This is a genomic window from Blautia sp. MCC269, from assembly GCF_018785655.1.
In the GTDB taxonomy this organism is placed as follows: domain Bacteria; phylum Bacillota; class Clostridia; order Lachnospirales; family Lachnospiraceae; genus Blautia_A.
The window spans coordinates 115594-132604 of the sequence record NZ_WQQE01000043.1; the positions used below are offsets into that span (position 1 = coordinate 115594).

Here is a 17011-nt window from a genome sequence, read left to right on the forward strand (position 1 = left end):
CTGCTGCTATTATGAAAAAAATTGTACTGACTGAAGGGAGATTTTGACAATGGCAAGAGAATTTATTGTACCTGGAGAAATTATTTCCGGTTCCGGAGCACTGGATATGGCGGAAAACGCACTGAAACTCCTTGGTAAAAAAGCTCTGATCGTAACCGATAAAGTAATGATCGACCTGGGAAACTGTGCAAAAGTTGAGAAGGCGCTGACAAATCAGGGCATTGCATACAGCATTTATTCTGACATCTGTGGTGAGCCGACAGATACCATGATTGAAAAAGGCTTACAGATCTATAAAGATGAGAACTGTGACTTCCTGGTAGCTTTGGGAGGCGGAAGCCCCATTGACTCCATGAAAGCTATCGGATCACTGGTAGTAAATGGCGGAAGCATTTCCGATTACATGGGAAAAGTGATCGATGTAAAGATGCCGCCAATGGCAGCAATCCCTACTACAGCAGGAACGGGATCTGAGGCAACACAGTTCACGATCATCACAGATACTAAAAAAGACATCAAGATGCTTCTTAAAGGCAAAGTTCTCATGCCGGATCTTGCCATTATCGACCCGCAGTTTACTATGACTGCACCTCCAAAGATCACAGCAGCAACAGGCCTTGATGCACTTTGCCACTGTGTGGAGGCTTATACATCCAGAAAAGCACAGACACTTTCCGATACATTTGCGGTATCAGCAGTAAAGAGAATTTTCAAATATCTTCCAATTGCGTACAAAGACGGAAAGAACGAAGAAGCCCGTGTACAGATGTCAGTAGCAGCTCTGGAAGCAGGAATCGCATTCAACAATGCATCCGTTACCATTATCCACGGAATGAGCCGCCCGATCGGAGCTCTGTTCCATGTAGCGCACGGACTTTCCAATGCCATGCTTCTGAAAGAGTGCCTTACTTTCGCACTTCCTGGAGCATATGACAGATTTGGTGCCCTTGGCCGTGATATCGGTGTTGCTGACGCCTCCGATTCCGATCAGGAAGCAGCTGAGAAATTCCTGAAAGCAGTAGAGGCACTTGTAAATGAACTGGATACTCCGACTCTGGAGCAGTTCGGAATCAACAAAGAAGAATTCTTCAATGTAATTGATAAAATGGCACATGACGCTATGGACAGCGGAAGCCCGCAGAATACCATGCGTGACGTAACCGAAGAAGAAGTGAAAGAAATCTACAGAAAACTCTGGTAAAATGCACATGTAAATCCGAAATGCCAGATAAGAAAAGACTCCGGACCGGAGAAAAAGGCTCCGGAGTCTTTTTTTCCGTAGTAAAAACAGCGGCAGCTGCAAAAGAAAGGGAGGCATATCCTTCGTGAGAAAAAAATATATCTGTATTCTGGCGGCAGTTTTAAGTTTTTGCAGCCTTTCCGGATGCGGGCCCTCAGCAAAGAAAACAGAAGAGGAAAAGGTAACCATCGGTGTTGTCACAAAATCCAAAAGCAGCGAATACTGGCTGTCCGTCTGTGACGGAATGGAAGATGCGGCGGAAAAATATCATGCGGATGTGGTGATCCTGTCTCCGGATTCTGAGACAGAGGAAAAAGTCCAGAAAAATATGATCAGGGATCTTCTGAAAATAGATATCCAGGCGCTGGCGGTTTCCCCAATTGATTCTTATGAATGTGAAGAGTATGTGCAGCAGGCGAAGGAAAAAGGTATTTCCGTGTACGCCTGCGATACCCCCATAGAAGATGCAGATGTACCTTATATCGGAATTGACAATGAAAAACTGGGTTATGAGCTTGGCGAGCAGCTTGCCAGGGCCCTGGATCATAAGGGAAAGATCGGTGTGATCGCCGGTGATTTTAATCAGGCAGGGCATCGGATGCGTGTTAACGGATTTGAAAAATATATGGAAAAAGAACCCGGGATCACCATTGAAATGGTGCGAAACGGTTACAGCAATATGCAGGTTTCTCAGAAAGATGTGGATGAGATCCTCAAGAAGTATCCGGATCTTGACGGGATCATGACCACCAGCGCTGTGACTGCTCTGGGCCTTTCAGAGGCAACGGAAGGAAGGGGGATCTCCATTGTTTCCGTAGATGCCCAGGAAGACGCCCTGAAAGCAGTTAAGGACGGTCGTATCGTGGCGCTGGGAGCCCAGTGCGGTTATCAGATCGGTTACGAAACCATCCGGTATATTGTGAAAGATCTGGAAGGAGAAGGAACCGGAGAGGATGAGATCCTGGATTCCCAGGTACTTACCACGGAGAATATTGATGCGTACATAAAAGAAGACAAATATGGTTCTTCTTAAAGTGCAAAGGCAGGAAGCAGAGCATCTTCATCCAAAAATAAAACACAAAACATAAAAATAGGACAAAAACAGGACACCGGGAAACCGGAAACAGGAGAACTTTGGCACAGATTTAACAGTCAGGCAAAAATAATACCGAAAAAACTAAAATTTCTCACACTTTGATAATCCCGTATTTTCGATAAAATAGAATCATCAAAAGGAAGTCGAAAACAAAAAACGAAAAGAAATGAAAGGGCGGGATAATAAGATGGAGAAGAAGAAAAAACTTTCGGTATCAACGAGGCTGTGTTATGCTGGAGGAGATGTAGGATGTAATATCGTGTTCGGAATGATCGGAACACTGCTGACACTGTTTTATACAGATTATGTAGGAATCAGTGCAGCGACAGTAGGACTTGTCATGTTACTTTCCAGATGCTTTGACGGATTTTCCGATCTGGTCATGGGTGTCATTGTAGAGCGTACCAATTCCAAATGGGGAAAATCAAGACCCTGGCTTCTGTGGATGAGTGTTCCGTTTGCACTGTCAGCAGTACTGCTTTTTACAGTACCGCACACAACAGGAATGCTTCAGTTTCTGTATCTGTTTGTAACTTATAACTTCTGTACAACAGTATGTTATACAGCGATCAACCTTCCATATGGAAGCCTTTCCACAATGATGATCCGTGAATCATCGGAGAGAGATAAACTCAGTGTTATGAGAATGGGACTTTCCCCTCTTGGCAGAATTATCGCTGCAACCTGTACACTACCACTTGTAAAACTGGTTGGAAACGATCAGGCTGCATGGATCAAGGTTATGAGCGTCTGGGCAGTACTGGCACTGGTTCTTCTGCTTCTGTGCTTCTTCAAATGTGAAGAGAAAGTTCAGATCGAGGCAAGAAAGAAAGATGAGAAACTTCCGGTTCCTACAATGCTGAAAGCACTTTTTACAAACCAGTATTTCTGGGCAGTTATGCTTCTGTGGACAGTACAGAGCGTATCCTTTACAATCACAGGAACCATTCTTCCTTACTATTGCAAATATATCTTCAACAATGACACATGGATGTACAGTGCACTGTATCTTACAGAAACACTGGTACTGGTAGCAGGAATCTTCGTCTGCTCACCGTTAATTAAGAAATTCGGAAAAAGAAACATCGCATTTGTGGGCGGATTTATCGCACTTGGCGGACAGCTTCTGTTCTTCCTGAACCCATACAGCTTCGGATTCATGGTTATGAGCTGTGTCACACGTGCCATCGGACTTGCACCGTTAAATGCAGTTGTATTCAGTATGGTTGGTGATGTAGTTGAGTTTGGACAGTGGAAAAACCACATCCGTCAGGAAAGCCTGATCTTTGCAGGCGGTTCCATCGGAACAAAAGTTGGTGCAGGTCTTGCATCAGCAATGATCACAGGACTGTTAAGCAGCTCCGGATATGTAAGCTCATCTGCAGGAATAACTGCACAGCCGGAAACAGCACTGGAGATGATCGTTTCTCTTTACAAATTCGGACCGATCCTCATTGCAGCAGTGATCATCGTAACACTCTTCGGATACAAACTTGACAAGATGTATCCGTCGATCATGCAGGAGCTTACCGAGCGCGAGGCACACGGACAGTTATAAAGTTTATTGTAAAACATATATTCAACCACAAACAGGAAATCAGGCAGGGGTAAGATACTCCTGCTGTTTCCTGTGTTTATGAGGAAACAGCCAAAGCGGAAGAGATGTATCCGCTTTTATAGAAGGGAGGAGGTCTTGTGTTAAAAAGCATCCGGGCAAAGATCATGCTGGCGATTCTGGCAGTTACCATGTTTACCGCCGGTTCTCTTACCGTGGTATTTTATCTCCGGGCAGCAGGGATGATCGAAGAAAACTATTCCGGGATCCTGTACGGACGGATGCAGCAGACCGTAAAAGATCTGGACGAATCCCTGAAAGAGATTTATTATGTGAATACGAGAACCGCCTGGGATGAAGAGATCCGGAACAATGCAGTGGATTACCTTCATACCGGAAATGAAAGCAGCCTGGAAAATATGGCAGGGCTTCTCCGGGAACACAGCCGGGAATATAAAGATATCAATTCTCTTTACTTTGTTTTTCCAGACAAAAAAATGGCGGTGACATCGGAAGAGTTTCCGGTAAACAAACAAGGGATTAAAGGAGAGCGGATCGAAGAGCTGGAAGAAATACAGGAGAGGGATTCTTTTCCGGTCCTTATGGAATCCCTGGTCCATGAAGGCAGCAGTTTTCTTTCGGTGATCCAGAAGGTGGAAGATGACAACGGAGAGGCATTGGGATATGTTGCGGCGGACATCAAGGAACGGGCCATTTATTATGAATATCTGGAAGCTGTCAATGATGAGAAGATCACCAGGATTCTGCTTGTGGATGGAAATAATGAGATTGTAACATCAGAAGATTACAGTGATCTTGGGAAAACATTTCCGGAGATTACAGACCATGATGTTCCAGGTGTGGAAGGATATATAGAAAAAAACGGTGTGATCTCCTTTTTCAGCAGAGGAAGTTTTTCAGACTGTGGGTTATACCTGGAAGTACCAAAAAAAGAAGTCCTAAGTGGACTTTCCCAGATGAGGCTTTTCCTGATCGGAATCTTCGGGGCTGTTTTTGTGGCAGCTGTGCTTCTGGCACTGTGGCTTTCCAGGGTGGTCTGCGGACCACTCCGGTCCATGACAGGTACCATTGAGAAGGTTGGTGAGGGAGACTTAAGCCTTCGCACAGAAGTGACCACTGCCGATGAGATCGGAACCCTGGGAAAAGAATTCAACCATATGCTGGATTACATCGAAGATCTGATCGCCCAGGTGATTGAGGAGGAACAGCAGAAAAAAGATGCGGAACTGGAAGCGCTGCAGTATCAGATCACACCGCATTTTATGTATAATACCCTGAATTCCATCAAGTTTGCCGCATTTTTAAAAGGGGAGAAAGAGCTGGCAGGCCTCATCGGAGATTTTGTGGAGCTTCTTCAGGCCAGCATCAACAAAAAAGGAAGTTTTCTCTCCGTTGCTGATGAGATCCATATCCTGAAAAACTATATCCATCTGCAGGATTTCCGTTATCAGGGGAGTTTTCAGGTGGAGTATGAGATTTCCGAGGAAGCATACCGGTGCTATATTCCAAGGCTGATTCTTCAGCCCCTTGTGGAGAACGCCCTTCTTCACGGGATTGACATCAAGCGGCAGACAGGAAAGATATGGATCAGCGGAAAAGTAAAGGAAGGAGAGCTGATCCTTATAGTAAAAGATAACGGAAGAGGAATGACAGAAGCACAGATCCGGGATCTTTTGGGAAGTCGTGCAAAAAAGACAAAGGGACTTTCCGCAGTGGGAGTTCCCAATGTAAAAGAACGACTGGAGCTTTATTATGGAGAAAAAGGTGGAATGAAATATGACAGCAGCAGTAATGGTACAATCGTTACTGTCTTTCTGCCAGCAATCTATGATATACCGGAAGAAGGGAGGAAAAGCTGATGTACAGAACACTGGTGGCAGATGATGATTTTCTGGTAAGAAGTTATCTGAAAACACTGGATTCCTGGGAAAAAGCTGGATACGAGATCGTGGATGATGCCGAGGACGGAGAGGAAGCCTACGGGTTTCTTCAGAAAGAAAAGATCGATGTTCTTGTGACGGATCTGACCATGCCTGTGATGGATGGCATTGAGTTGATCCGAAAGATCCGTGAGGAAAACAGGGATATCTATATTATCGTGCTCAGCTGTCATGATGATTTTGAATATGTAAAAGAGGCCATGCGCCTTGGCGCGGATGAATACGTACTGAAAAACAGTCTGGATGAGGACAGTCTCTATGATACCCTGGAAAAATCAGCCCGGCTGATCGAAAACCGCAGGAAAAAAAGCCAGGAACAGGCGCAGGCAAGAAAACTGATCCATCTGGGAAGCCATGCTCTAAAATATTATTTTTTCAACGGCCTGATTTCCGGGATGCTGAAAAACCAGGCACGTGAAGAAAAACGTGTGGAAGCCGGGATCGCCGGGAAATATTTTAACAGCGCTGTGATCTGTATGTTTATGGAAAGATGGGCGGAGCGGGAACGGCAGTGGACCCCGCTGGAAGTGGAACAGTATTCCCATCATTTCCGCCACAGGCTTTTGGAACGGACGGAAGAGCTCCTTGGAACAGAAAGCGAATTTACAGAAGTGATTTATCTTGGTGCAGGGATTTTCTGTTGTTTTCTGGATCTTTCCAGGGACTGCAGGACTTCAGCCATGCAGCAGAGGCTGACAGAGGTTGCGGCTATTTGCTACCGGCACTGCCAGGAGGATTTTTGCGATTTCGGCATCAGTGTCAGCAGTGTCTGCATGGGAGAGGAAGGAATCCGTCAGGCTTACCAGCAGGCCAGAGAAATGATGAAACTGCATTTTTATGAGAAAAAAGAGATCCTTTATTTTGAAGGCCGGAAGAAAGCGGACAGTGTTCTGCCGGAAAGTGCCGACATACTGGAAACACAGATTTCTGCCCTGAAAGCAGGAAAGGACAAAAAGAAGGCGGAAGAGCTCTGGGAGCAGGTCCTTACAGAATGTCAGAATCGTTATACGGACGGAAGGCTTCTTGTACAGTGGCTTAAGAAACTGAACCAGACAGCAGGCCTTGAAAAAGATCCAATCTGGTATGAAGAGATCGAAGATTTTGAAGAATTCCGGGAAAAAGGAAATTCCTGTATTTCGGAACTTTTTGCAGGAGGAGAGGATGTGGTTCCGGAGGGGATTTCTGCTGCTGTGAAAAAGGCGCTGGAGTTTATCCGGGAACATTATGAAGAGCAGATCAGCCTCCAGGATGCGGCAGATGCGGCGGAGGTGAATCCTGCCTATCTCAGTTATCTTTTCAAACAGGAGATGAAGATTGGTTTTTCCAATTATGTGCAGGAGCTTCGGATTGACTGTGCGAAGAAGCTTCTTTCCGGGACGAACTGCAGGGTGAAGGATGTGGCCCTGCGCTCCGGTTTCGGAGATTACCACTATTTTTCCAAGACATTTAAGAAGATCACAGGGATGAGCCCTGCGGAGTACCGGAAGGGTTCCGGCATATCATAGGGTATAGCAGAGAAGAGGAGCAAGAACATGGGTGTTACCATAAGACAGATTGCAGAGGCTGCTGGTGTTTCCAGAGGAACCGTTGACAGAGCATTGAATAACAGAGGGCGTATCAGGCCGGAAGTAGCAGAACGAGTCCGGCAGATCGCAGAGGAGATGGGGTATAAACCGAATCAGCTGGGACGTGCCCTGTCCATGAGCAGAAATAATATCAAGATTGGCGTGATCCTTCAGGGTGCGGAGACTCCTTTTATGAAGGAAGTCATGAAGGGTGTTGAGGAGGCCAGGGCGGAAGTCGATAATCTGGGCGGCACGGTGCTGATCCATACCATTGAGCATCAAAGTGCAGAGGATGTTCTTTTTACCATGGAAAAAATGCGGCAGGAAGAAGTCAGCGGTATTGCGATGGTTCCTCTTGAAGCCGAAGAGGTGAAAAAAGAGATCGACCGGTTTGTGGAAGAGTATCATATTCCGGTGGTGACTTTTACTTCCGATGTGGAGGATACGAAGCGGCTTTGTTTTGTGGGGCAGAATGGTGTGCAGTGTGGACGGGCGGCTGCGGGGCTTATGGGAGAACTTACCGGGGGAAAGGGGAAAGTTGCCATTATCTCTGGTTACAGGACCAATACTTCTCTTAGCAGTCGTGTGTCGGGGTTTCGGTCTGAGATGAGGAAAAAGTATCCGGGGATTGAGATCATTGGGCCGGAGTATTGTTTTGAGGAGAATGTGCGGGCCAGAGAGATTGCGGAGAAGATTTTTGAAGAGGTTCCGGATCTTGCGGGGATTTATCTTACTTCTCATGGTGAGGAGGGTGTTTGTAGGGCTATTGCAGAGGCTGGTAAGATGGGCCAGGTGAAGATGGTTGCTAATGATTTTATGGGGCGGAATTATGAATTGATGAGGAAAGGGTTTATTCATTTTCTGATTGGGCAGGATGCCAGGATACAGGGGTATGAGCCGGTGATGATTTTGTTTCGGCTGTTGTTTAATGGGGAGGAACCGGATAGGGAGAAGTTGTTTACGGAGATATATATAAGAAATGAGTATACGATTCCGGAGGGGAGACACTGAAATGGGGGTGTCCCCTTCCACGGCTGGTGCATCCAGCGAGAAAAAAATGTCGTTTGACAGATAGGTTGTGGGTCGTCAGCGCTTCGCTGGACGACTGCAGGGGCTGAGTTTGCGTTTGTTTGACGGGAGGGTTGTGGGCGTCGGCGCTGCGCTGGACGCTTGGAATTGGAGAGGCTGAGTTTGCGTTTGCGTGACGGGAAGGAGGTGGGCATCGGCGCTGCGCTGGATGCCTGGAAGTGGAGGAATGGGTTTGTATATGTCTGATTGAAACTGTGGGAATATGTTGGAATTATTGTGGTGAAGTTGACCTAAAAATATTACATATTGTGGCTAAAAATAGTTCTCGTCATTTTTAATAGAAAAAAGATGGTAATATTGTACAATATTAGGGGTTGCGATTTGTGGGTTACGATGATATTATATTAAGCATAAAGAGCGTGTTCGGACACGCAAGAGGATAACATTGGGAAAATAAATCAAAAGGAGATCAAAACTATGATTAAAGTTGGTATTATCGGAGCAGGTAGAATTGGTAGAGTTCATATCACCAGTATCACAACAAGGGTACCGGATGCAGTAATTAAGACTGTTGCGGATCCGTTCTTAAATGATGAGACTGCTGCTTGGGCTAAGAGCATGGGTGTTGAGCATACGACTAAGGATTATAAGGAGATCATCAATGATCCTGAGATTTCCGCAGTTCTGATCTGTTCTTCTACAGATACTCATTCTCCGATTTCTGTAGAGGCTATCAAGGCTGGCAAGCATGTTTTCTGTGAGAAACCGATCGATCATGATATTGCCAAGATCAAAGAGGTTATCAATGCTCTTGAGGGCACGAATCTGAAATATCAGGTTGGTTTCAACAGAAGATTTGACCACAACTTTGAGTCTCTTCAGCAGGCTGTTGCAGCTGGTAAGGTTGGTAAACCGGAGATCATCAAGATTACTTCCCGCGATCCTGAGCCGCCTAGCATTGATTATGTTAAGGTTTCCGGTGGTATGTTCCTGGATATGACCATTCATGATTTTGATATGGCTCGTTTCCTTGCAGGATGTGATGCTACTGAGGTTTATGTTCAGAGTGCGAACCTGGTTGATCCGGCTATCGGTGAAGCTGGGGATGTTGATACAGCTGTTATCACTCTTCAGATGGAGAATGGTGCGATCGCTGTTATCGATAACTGCAGAAGAGCTTCCTATGGATATGACCAGAGAGCGGAAGTATTCGGTTCTGAGGGTATGGCTGCTATCTCCAATGACAGCCAGTCTTCCACAGTGATCAGCAATGCTGAGGGCGTTACCGGTGAGAAACCGATGTTCTTCTTCCTTGAGAGATACATGGATGCTTACGGTAAAGAGGTTGCAGCATTTATCGATGCCATCGTTAATGACAAAGAGACACCTCTGAATGTTTACGATGGTCTGAAACCGGTATTAATGGGTCTTGCTGCTAAGAAATCCAGCGAGGAGCACAGACCAGTAAAGATTTCTGAGATTATGGAATAATTCAAATAATAAAGGAGAATTGACCAATGTTTGATAAGAATAAAGTAAAACTTGGTATTGCACCAATTGCATGGACTAACGATGATATGCCGGACCTTGGCAAAGAGAATACTTTTGAGCAGTGTGTCAGTGAGATGGCCCTTGCCGGTTTCACAGGTTCCGAGGTTGGTAACAAATATCCGAAAGATCCGGAAGTTCTCAAGAAAGCTCTTGAACTTCGTGGTGTTGAGATCTGTAACCAGTGGTTTTCAAGCTTCCTTATCACCAAACCATTTGAGGAAGTTGAGAAAGAGTTCCGTGCACAGCTTGATTTCCTGAAAGCTATGGGGGCTAAGGTTATTGGCGCTTCTGAGCAGAGCTACAGTGTTCAGGGTCAGCTGGATACTCCGATCTTCGGCCATAAATATGAGATGAATGACCAGGAGTGGGATACTTTCTGCACAGGTATGAACAAACTTGGTAAGATCGCCAAAGAGGAGTATGGCATTGCCCTTACTTTCCATCATCATATGGGTACTGTTGTACAGAGCCTTGCTGAGGTTGACCGTATGATGGAGAATACAGATCCTGAGTATGTAAGCCTTCTTTTTGATACCGGTCACTTTACATACTGTGGAGAGGATCCGCTTGAAGTTGTTAAGAAGTATGTTCACAGAATCAAACATGTTCATCTGAAAGACATCCGTCCGGAAGTTGTTGAGCAGGTTAAGAAAGAGAACATGAGCTTCCTTGCAGGTGTAAGAGCTGGTGCCTTCACAATTCCTGGAGATGGATGCATCAACTATGATCCGATCTTCAAAGTTCTGGAAGAGGCTGGCTATGAAGGATACATGGTTGTAGAGGCTGAGCAGGATCCGGCTAAGGCTAATCCGCTTGAGTATGCGATCCGTGCAAGAAAATTCATTGCCGAGAAGACAGGACTCTAAATAATAAATAATATAAATCAGACGGAAAAAGCGGTATCGGCCAGAAGTGCGTGGACACCGCTTTTTCTGTAAACAGTGTACGATTAACAGGACAGGAGGATCAGTCATGGCACTTGTGAAAATGAAAGATCTGCTGAAGCGTGCCGAGGAGAAGAATATTGGCTGTGGTGCTTTCAGCGTTGGTAATATGGAGATGGTGAAAGGTGCGATCCGCGCCGCAGAAGAATTAAATACACCCATCATCCTTCAGATCGCGGAGGTTCGTCTCAAGAATTCCCCGCTTCATCTGATGGGACCGATGATGGTGCAGGCTGCAAAAGAAGCCAAGGTGGATGTGGCTGTCCATCTGGATCACGGCCTTACTTTTGAGACGGTTGACAAGGCTCTGGAGCTTGGTTTTACATCCGTTATGCTGGATGCGTCCACTCTTCCTTTTGAGGAAAATATCGCCAAGGTAAAGACGGTTGTGGAGAAAGCCCGTAAATATGGCGCCACCGTTGAGGCTGAGCTTGGTCTTGTAGGCGGAAGTGAGGATGGAAGCTGTGACCATGGTATCCGCTGCACAGACCCGGATGATGCAGTTGTTTATGCAAGAGAGACAGGTATCGATGCTCTTGCAGTTGCCATCGGCAATGCACACGGTAACTATCCGGTAGCACCGACTCTTGCTTTTGATGTACTGGAGAAGATTCATGAGAAAGTGGACATTCCGCTGGTTCTTCATGGCGGCAGTGGTATCACGGACAAAGATTTCCAGAGAGCGATCTCTCTTGGTATCCGCAAGGTGAATATTGCCACAGCAAGCTTTAACAGCCTGACTGCTCATGTGGAGAAATATATGGCATCCACAGACAAACATAATTTCTTTGATCTCAATGAGGCTATGGTTCAGGGGACTTATGAGAATGTGAAGAGACATATTCTTGTATTTAACGAGCCATATCAGGCATAAATCAAGGATTTTCTTGTAAAAAAACATAAGGTCTGCTAAGATGTTCTCAGTGAAAATAACTGGGAACATCTTTTTTGTGCCCGTGAAAGAGGAGAGATATAAATGGAGCAGAAAGAAACTGTCTGTTCAGTTGCGAAGAAATGCGGCGGCTGTCGTTACCAGGGAGTACCTTATCAGGATCAGCTTCGCAAGAAACAGAAAATTACAGAAGGCCTTCTGAAAAAATTCGGTAAAGTTGAACCGATCATCGGAATGGAAGATCCTTATTATTACAGAAATAAAGTTCATGCGGCGTTTGGCCGTGACCGGAAAGGAAATGTGATCTCCGGCATTTATGAGGAAAAGAGCCACAGGATCGTTTCTGTAGACGACTGTATGATCGAAGATAAAAAGAGCCAGGAGATCATCCGTACCATCCGTGGTATGCTGAAATCTTTTAAGATCAAGACTTATGATGAGGACACAGGTTACGGACTTCTCAGACATGTGCTTGTGCGCAGAGGATTTTCTACAGGGGAGATCATGGTAGTTCTGGTTACGGTTTCACCGATCTTTCCGTCCAAGAATAATTTTGTAAAAGCTCTCCGCAAGGAACATCCGGAGATCACAACTGTAGTACTCAATGTCAATGACAGACAGACCAGCATGGTTCTCGGAGACCGGAATATTGTACTTTACGGACCGGGATTTATCAAAGACCGTCTTATGGGACTGACCTTCCGTATTTCACCGTCTTCCTTTTATCAGGTAAATCCGGTGCAGACAGAAGTGCTTTACGGAAAAGCCATGGAGTTTGCGGCAATGACAGGGAAAGAGCGTGTGATCGATGCTTACTGCGGAACAGGTACCATTGGGATCATTGCTTCCAGAAATGCCAGAGACGTCATTGGTGTGGAGCTGAACCGTGATGCCATCCGTGATGCCAGAATGAATGCCAGAGAGAACAAGATTCGTAATGTCCGTTTTGTTCCGGGGGATGCCGGCTGGTTTATGGAAGGAATGGCTGCAGAAGGGGAAAAAGTGGATGTAGTTCTTATGGATCCTCCGCGTGCAGGAAGTGACCGTAAATTCCTGCATTCTCTTTTGAGCCTTTCCCCGGAGAAGATCGTTTATGTATCCTGTAATCCGGAGACTTTGGCCAGAGACCTTGCATATCTTACAAAGAGAGATTATCTGGTGAAGAAGATGCAGCCGGTTGATATGTTCCCGGTCACCGATTCGGTGGAGACTGTGTGCCTTTTGGGCAAACGAAAACCAGATGCCAAGGTAAAAATAGGCATTGATATGGATGATTATTACCGTATCAGGGAAAATGCTGAAAGCAAATAAACCTTTACAAAACCGAATAATACACTGAAACAAAGCAAGACAGAAGCTGTTGATGCGTTAGAAAATAACGTGTCAGCGGCTTTTTCTTTTTATCTGAAAATCTATTAGTCAAATCTGAAAGGAGTCAATTCTATGGCAAAGAAAAATGTAAGAAATATGAAGGTTTGTGGACAGAGCGGTTATAAATATGAGACGGTTCCGGTAATTACATTAAAAGGAAAGTGGCTGGAAGAACTGGGATTTCATCTTGGGGATTATGTGCAGGTGAAATGTGAAAATGGTCAGCTGATTATCACGCCGGATGTGAATAAAGCACAGGAGCAGGAAGCAAAAACAGCATTTATGGATGAGGAGATTAAGAAACTGAAAATCAGATACCAGAATGAAAAAGAAGAAATTACTGCAAAATATGTGGCAGAGCAGAGTGCTGGCTGTTATGGAAAGAAAGCATGAGAGGGGGAGAAAGTGTGGCAAGAATTATCATGTGCGGATCATTTAAAGGGGGAGTTGGCAAGACTGCCAGCTCCTGGAACCTGGCTTATTCACTGGCTGAGATGGGAAAAAGGGTTCTGGCTGTTGATTTTGACAGCCAGGCAAATCTGACAACCTGCTTCGGAATTGAAGATCCTGCGGCTGTGCCGGTGACGATTGGACATCTGATGATGAATCGGCTGGAAGATGAGGAAATGCCGGATCTGTCAGAGTTTATTCAGAGCAGAAATAGCGTGGACTTTATTTCATCATCCATGATGCTTTCAGCAGTGGACAGTAAGCTGCGGATGGAGATGGGTTCAGAGAAGATGCTGACCGGCATTCTGGAGCCGCTGAGAGGGCTGTATGACTATATTATTGTAGATACCTGTCCATCGCTCGGAACATTGACGATTAACGCACTGACGGCGGCTGATGAGGTGATTATTGCTGTCAATCCGCAGCTTCTGGCAATGATGGGATTGCAGGATTTTATCCGGACAGTGAAGAAAGTCAGAAGCAGACTGAATGACCGCCTGCAGATTTCAGGAATCCTGCTGACTATGTGTGATGCAAGAACAAATCTCTGCAAGGTAATCACAGAACAGCTGACGGAAACTTTTGATGGACAGATCCGGATTTTTAAGAGCATCATACCAAACACAGTAAAGGTGGGAGAATCAATTTATTACAGTGAGCCGCTTCTGGAGTATGCACCGGAGAATAAGGCTTGTAAAGCATACCGGAATCTGGCAGAGGAGGTGGCTGGGGATGAAAGCTAATGCACCAAAAAGAAAAGTATTTCAGGACGCACTGGATCTTCTTTCTGAGGATCCGGTGCAGGATACGTCAGTGGCTGTGAACGGGATTGTTTCTATTCCTGTTGAGGAAATCCATCCGTTTTATGATCATCCATTCCGGCTGTATGAGGGAGACCGTCTGGAAGATATGGTACAGAGCATCAGGGCGTATGGTGTGCTGAATCCGGTGATCGTGAGGAAGGCTGCAAGGGGGTATGAGATGCTTGCAGGGCATAACAGAACCAATGCGGCGAAGATAGCAGGATTGACGGAAGTGCCGGCGATAGTGAAGACAGATCTGTCTGATGAGGATGCTTATGTATATGTGATCGAGACAAACCTGTTGCAGAGATCTTTTGCAGAACTGCTTCCATCAGAGAAGGCAGCAGTGCTGGTGGCACGTTATGAAAAGATAAGCAGTCAGGGGAAACGAAATGATATTCGGCAGGAGATTGAGGCTCTGGAAGAAACCTGTGGACACGATGTCCACAAGTCCAGACAGAGAACCTGTGGACATGATGTCCACAAGTCACAGAAAAGCCGTGATGGACTTGGTGAGGAATATGGAATGACTGGAAGGAATATTGCCAGATACATGCGGCTGGACCGGCTGATTCCGGAGTTTAAGGATGCCGTTGATAAGGGGACGCTGGCAATGGTAGCCGCTGTGGATCTGTCTTATCTGAATGTGAAGATGCAGAAGATGATCCAGCAGGTGGCAGAAGCAGAAGGAAAGAAACTGAAACCGAAGCAGGCAGTGGAACTGCGGAAGATGGGAAAGGAGATTACGAAAGAGGCGGTTGAAAGTGTCCTGGCAGGAAAAGAACAGAAGAAGCCGCAGAGTGTGTCTGTGAAGCTGCCGGTGGAATTGTATGAGAGGTATTTTGGGCAGATGGATGCCGGAGCGGTGCAGGAAATCATGGAGAAAGCACTGGAAGGGTATTTTGGAAAGGAGGCACCAGGTGTTTAGCAGGGAAGATCTTGAATGTCTGGATCCGGGATATTTTGAAATAATTTATATGGATGACCGGGATGTGACCATCATGTCCCGGAATACCAGACATATGTGGTATATACATAATCCGGAGATTCCTATGAGGTGGAGCTGGAGGATGTGGAAGCGGATTCCGGTGGTGAGACGGAGGCAGGGACGACGCAGAGGGATGTGGTGCGGCATGGCGTTGCGCAGATCCCGGTGTCGTTTTCTGTTACGGCGAAGTGGCTTAAGAAGCTGGCAGGGTATGCGAAACTGGATAAGATCAGCGTGCAGTATTTTGATGTGGAGATATCGGAGCTGAAACTGTCTGAGATGTATGTGACTGGGTATAAAGCGAAGCTGAAAAAGGATACCAGTTATAAGGGATTGTGGACGGTGAGCTTTACGTTGAAGGAGATGTAGTGAGATGTTATAATGGGAGAATCAAATAGGAATTTGAGGTGGAAATATGGCATCAAGCAAGGAATACTTAGAGCTTATTTTAGGGCAGCTATCTGAGTTAGAAGAAATTACTTATCGAGCTATGATGGGAGAATTTATTATTTATTATCGTGGCAAGATTGTAGGTGGTATCTATGATGATAGATTACTTGTTAAACCAGTAAAATCAGCAATTAGTTATATGCCGACAGCTCCGTATGAATTACCCTATGAGGGAGCAAAAGAGATGTTGTTGGTAGATGAGGTTGATAATAAGGAATTTTTGACAGGCTTGTTTCATGCAATGTATGATGAATTGCCAGCCCTAAAACCGAAAAGAAATAAACAATTCCCAGTTTGTATAACAGGAAAATTTAAATTTAACGCTTGAAAAAAGGAGAAATAAACATGGCAAAGAAAGAAGAAAGATTTGAAGTTACATTTAGAGACGGAAGTCAGCTTAAGGATGAAGGAGTTCGCCAAATCCTTGTAGATAAGGAGACTGGGGTTAACTATCTTTGTTGGAAATCTGGATATGGAGCGGCTATTACACCTCTTCTGGATTCAGAAGGAAAAGTCATAGTTACAAAGTAAAATCGGAATTTCAGGAGGTGTTTTTATGCCACAAATGAATAAGGGAGGAAAATTTATTTTCGGGAAATCACTCATTCGGACGGATGGAACATTGCGGATTCCACCGCAGGCAATGGAAGAATATCACATTGCAGATGAAGGAAAAGTATATCTTTTTACCGGAAGTAAGATTACCGGTGGCTTCTGCGTCACCCGGAAAGGCCTTTTGCATCCGTCAAAACTTGGTCACATTTTGGACGATACTCCACCGTTGCTTGACTACTCAGCAGGTTCTGGCGAATTTATCAAATACAAGGGGCGTTCCTACTGCTGGGTAGAGATTTCACAGGAGGGGCAAATTCTTCTTACGAAGAAAATGATGGATTTTTTGAAGGTGAGACCCGGAATGGAGCTGCTCTCTATCCGCAGTAGCGACATCGCGTTTACGATGGGAGCTAAAGGACCGCTATTGGAAAAAGCAGAAAACTATGATGGTGAAATTCCGCTTTTTTAAGTGTAACAATTTGAAGTTGTAGTAAAGGAGGTTTACAATGGGGTTTTGGATTTTTATGTTGATTATGGATTTGCTTCTTCCATTTACGATGA

17 protein-coding genes are annotated in these 17011 nt (G+C 45.4%); all 17 read left to right on the top strand.

Going from position 1 to position 17011, the window contains the following annotated elements; all coding sequences use genetic code 11:
- Positions 1 to 49: 49 nt before the first annotated feature.
- Positions 50 to 1201 carry an iron-containing alcohol dehydrogenase gene (locus tag GPK88_RS14935; protein WP_173761921.1) on the top strand — a complete coding sequence of 384 codons (1152 nt, stop codon included), beginning with the start codon at positions 50 to 52 and terminating at the stop codon, positions 1199 to 1201.
- A gap of 124 nt (positions 1202 to 1325) precedes the next feature.
- Positions 1326 to 2273, top strand: coding sequence for a substrate-binding domain-containing protein (locus tag GPK88_RS14940; protein ID WP_215707995.1), 948 nt, complete (start codon positions 1326 to 1328; stop codon positions 2271 to 2273).
- Between the two features lie 250 nt (positions 2274 to 2523).
- The gene (locus GPK88_RS14945; RefSeq protein WP_330626705.1) at positions 2524 to 3894 is read left to right on the top strand and encodes an MFS transporter; all 1371 of its coding nucleotides are present in this window, start codon (positions 2524 to 2526) and stop codon (positions 3892 to 3894) included.
- A 137-nt stretch (positions 3895 to 4031) separates the two neighbouring features.
- Entirely contained in the window at positions 4032 to 5771 is a 1740-nt protein-coding gene (locus GPK88_RS14950) for a cache domain-containing sensor histidine kinase (protein ID WP_215707997.1), read from the top strand.
- On the top strand, positions 5771 to 7357 hold the full coding sequence (locus tag GPK88_RS14955) for a response regulator transcription factor (RefSeq protein ID WP_148446726.1): 1587 nt from the start codon (positions 5771 to 5773) through the stop codon (positions 7355 to 7357). Before GPK88_RS14950 ends, GPK88_RS14955 begins: the two co-directional genes overlap by 1 nt.
- Positions 7358 to 7384: 27 nt before the next feature.
- Positions 7385 to 8428 (top strand): LacI family DNA-binding transcriptional regulator, encoded by a 1044-nt coding sequence (locus tag GPK88_RS14960; RefSeq protein ID WP_215707998.1) that lies wholly within the window; start codon positions 7385 to 7387, stop codon positions 8426 to 8428.
- A 495-nt stretch (positions 8429 to 8923) separates the two neighbouring features.
- Complete coding sequence (iolG, locus tag GPK88_RS14965; protein WP_148446722.1) at positions 8924 to 9937, top strand: inositol 2-dehydrogenase; 1014 nt, start codon at positions 8924 to 8926, stop codon at positions 9935 to 9937.
- A gap of 26 nt (positions 9938 to 9963) precedes the next feature.
- Positions 9964 to 10863 (top strand): myo-inosose-2 dehydratase, encoded by a 900-nt coding sequence (iolE, locus tag GPK88_RS14970; protein ID WP_215707999.1) that lies wholly within the window; start codon positions 9964 to 9966, stop codon positions 10861 to 10863.
- A gap of 106 nt (positions 10864 to 10969) precedes the next feature.
- A complete protein-coding gene (locus tag GPK88_RS14975; RefSeq protein ID WP_118071573.1) occupies positions 10970 to 11815 on the top strand; it encodes a class II fructose-bisphosphate aldolase in 846 nt (281 codons plus the stop codon).
- A 102-nt stretch (positions 11816 to 11917) separates the two neighbouring features.
- The gene (rlmD, locus tag GPK88_RS14980; RefSeq protein WP_243278894.1) at positions 11918 to 13144 is read left to right on the top strand and encodes a 23S rRNA (uracil(1939)-C(5))-methyltransferase RlmD; all 1227 of its coding nucleotides are present in this window, start codon (positions 11918 to 11920) and stop codon (positions 13142 to 13144) included.
- 132 nt (positions 13145 to 13276) lie between these two features.
- Positions 13277 to 13597 (top strand): SymE family type I addiction module toxin, encoded by a 321-nt coding sequence (locus tag GPK88_RS14985; protein WP_148446720.1) that lies wholly within the window; start codon positions 13277 to 13279, stop codon positions 13595 to 13597.
- 14 nt (positions 13598 to 13611) lie between these two features.
- Entirely contained in the window at positions 13612 to 14397 is a 786-nt protein-coding gene (locus tag GPK88_RS14990) for a ParA family protein (RefSeq protein ID WP_148446718.1), read from the top strand.
- The gene (locus GPK88_RS14995; RefSeq protein WP_195565766.1) at positions 14387 to 15385 is read left to right on the top strand and encodes a ParB N-terminal domain-containing protein; all 999 of its coding nucleotides are present in this window, start codon (positions 14387 to 14389) and stop codon (positions 15383 to 15385) included. Before GPK88_RS14990 ends, GPK88_RS14995 begins: the two co-directional genes overlap by 11 nt.
- A gap of 129 nt (positions 15386 to 15514) precedes the next feature.
- On the top strand, positions 15515 to 15814 hold the full coding sequence (locus GPK88_RS15000; protein ID WP_330626706.1) for a hypothetical protein: 300 nt from the start codon (positions 15515 to 15517) through the stop codon (positions 15812 to 15814).
- Positions 15815 to 15860: 46 nt separating this feature from the next.
- On the top strand, positions 15861 to 16223 hold the full coding sequence (locus GPK88_RS15005) for a TfoX/Sxy family protein (protein ID WP_195565768.1): 363 nt from the start codon (positions 15861 to 15863) through the stop codon (positions 16221 to 16223).
- A gap of 17 nt (positions 16224 to 16240) precedes the next feature.
- Positions 16241 to 16426: a DUF6440 family protein gene (locus tag GPK88_RS15010; RefSeq protein ID WP_005342831.1), complete on the top strand. Its 186-nt coding sequence runs from the start codon at positions 16241 to 16243 to the stop codon at positions 16424 to 16426.
- Positions 16427 to 16451: 25 nt separating this feature from the next.
- Positions 16452 to 16919, top strand: coding sequence for a hypothetical protein (locus GPK88_RS15015; protein WP_005340973.1), 468 nt, complete (start codon positions 16452 to 16454; stop codon positions 16917 to 16919).
- Positions 16920 to 17011 lie beyond the last annotated feature (92 nt).

Excerpts from the sequence above, each read along its gene's own strand:
- GPK88_RS14960 (WP_215707998.1), top strand. The coding sequence starts at position 7,385 with ATGGGTGTTACCATAAGACAGATTGCAGAGGCTGCTGGTGTTTCCAGA.
- GPK88_RS14945 (WP_330626705.1), top strand. The coding sequence starts at position 2,524 with ATGGAGAAGAAGAAAAAACTTTCGGTATCAACGAGGCTGTGTTATGCT.
- iolE (WP_215707999.1), top strand. The coding sequence starts at position 9,964 with ATGTTTGATAAGAATAAAGTAAAACTTGGTATTGCACCAATTGCATGG.
- GPK88_RS15010 (WP_005342831.1), top strand. The coding sequence starts at position 16,241 with ATGGCAAAGAAAGAAGAAAGATTTGAAGTTACATTTAGAGACGGAAGT.
- GPK88_RS14955 (WP_148446726.1), top strand. The coding sequence starts at position 5,771 with ATGTACAGAACACTGGTGGCAGATGATGATTTTCTGGTAAGAAGTTAT.
- rlmD (WP_243278894.1), top strand. The coding sequence starts at position 11,918 with ATGGAGCAGAAAGAAACTGTCTGTTCAGTTGCGAAGAAATGCGGCGGC.
- GPK88_RS14935 (WP_173761921.1), top strand. The coding sequence starts at position 50 with ATGGCAAGAGAATTTATTGTACCTGGAGAAATTATTTCCGGTTCCGGA.
- GPK88_RS15015 (WP_005340973.1), top strand. The coding sequence starts at position 16,452 with ATGCCACAAATGAATAAGGGAGGAAAATTTATTTTCGGGAAATCACTC.
- GPK88_RS15005 (WP_195565768.1), top strand. The coding sequence starts at position 15,861 with ATGGCATCAAGCAAGGAATACTTAGAGCTTATTTTAGGGCAGCTATCT.
- GPK88_RS14985 (WP_148446720.1), top strand. The coding sequence starts at position 13,277 with ATGGCAAAGAAAAATGTAAGAAATATGAAGGTTTGTGGACAGAGCGGT.
- GPK88_RS14995 (WP_195565766.1), top strand. The coding sequence starts at position 14,387 with ATGAAAGCTAATGCACCAAAAAGAAAAGTATTTCAGGACGCACTGGAT.
- iolG (WP_148446722.1), top strand. The coding sequence starts at position 8,924 with ATGATTAAAGTTGGTATTATCGGAGCAGGTAGAATTGGTAGAGTTCAT.
- GPK88_RS14975 (WP_118071573.1), top strand. The coding sequence starts at position 10,970 with ATGGCACTTGTGAAAATGAAAGATCTGCTGAAGCGTGCCGAGGAGAAG.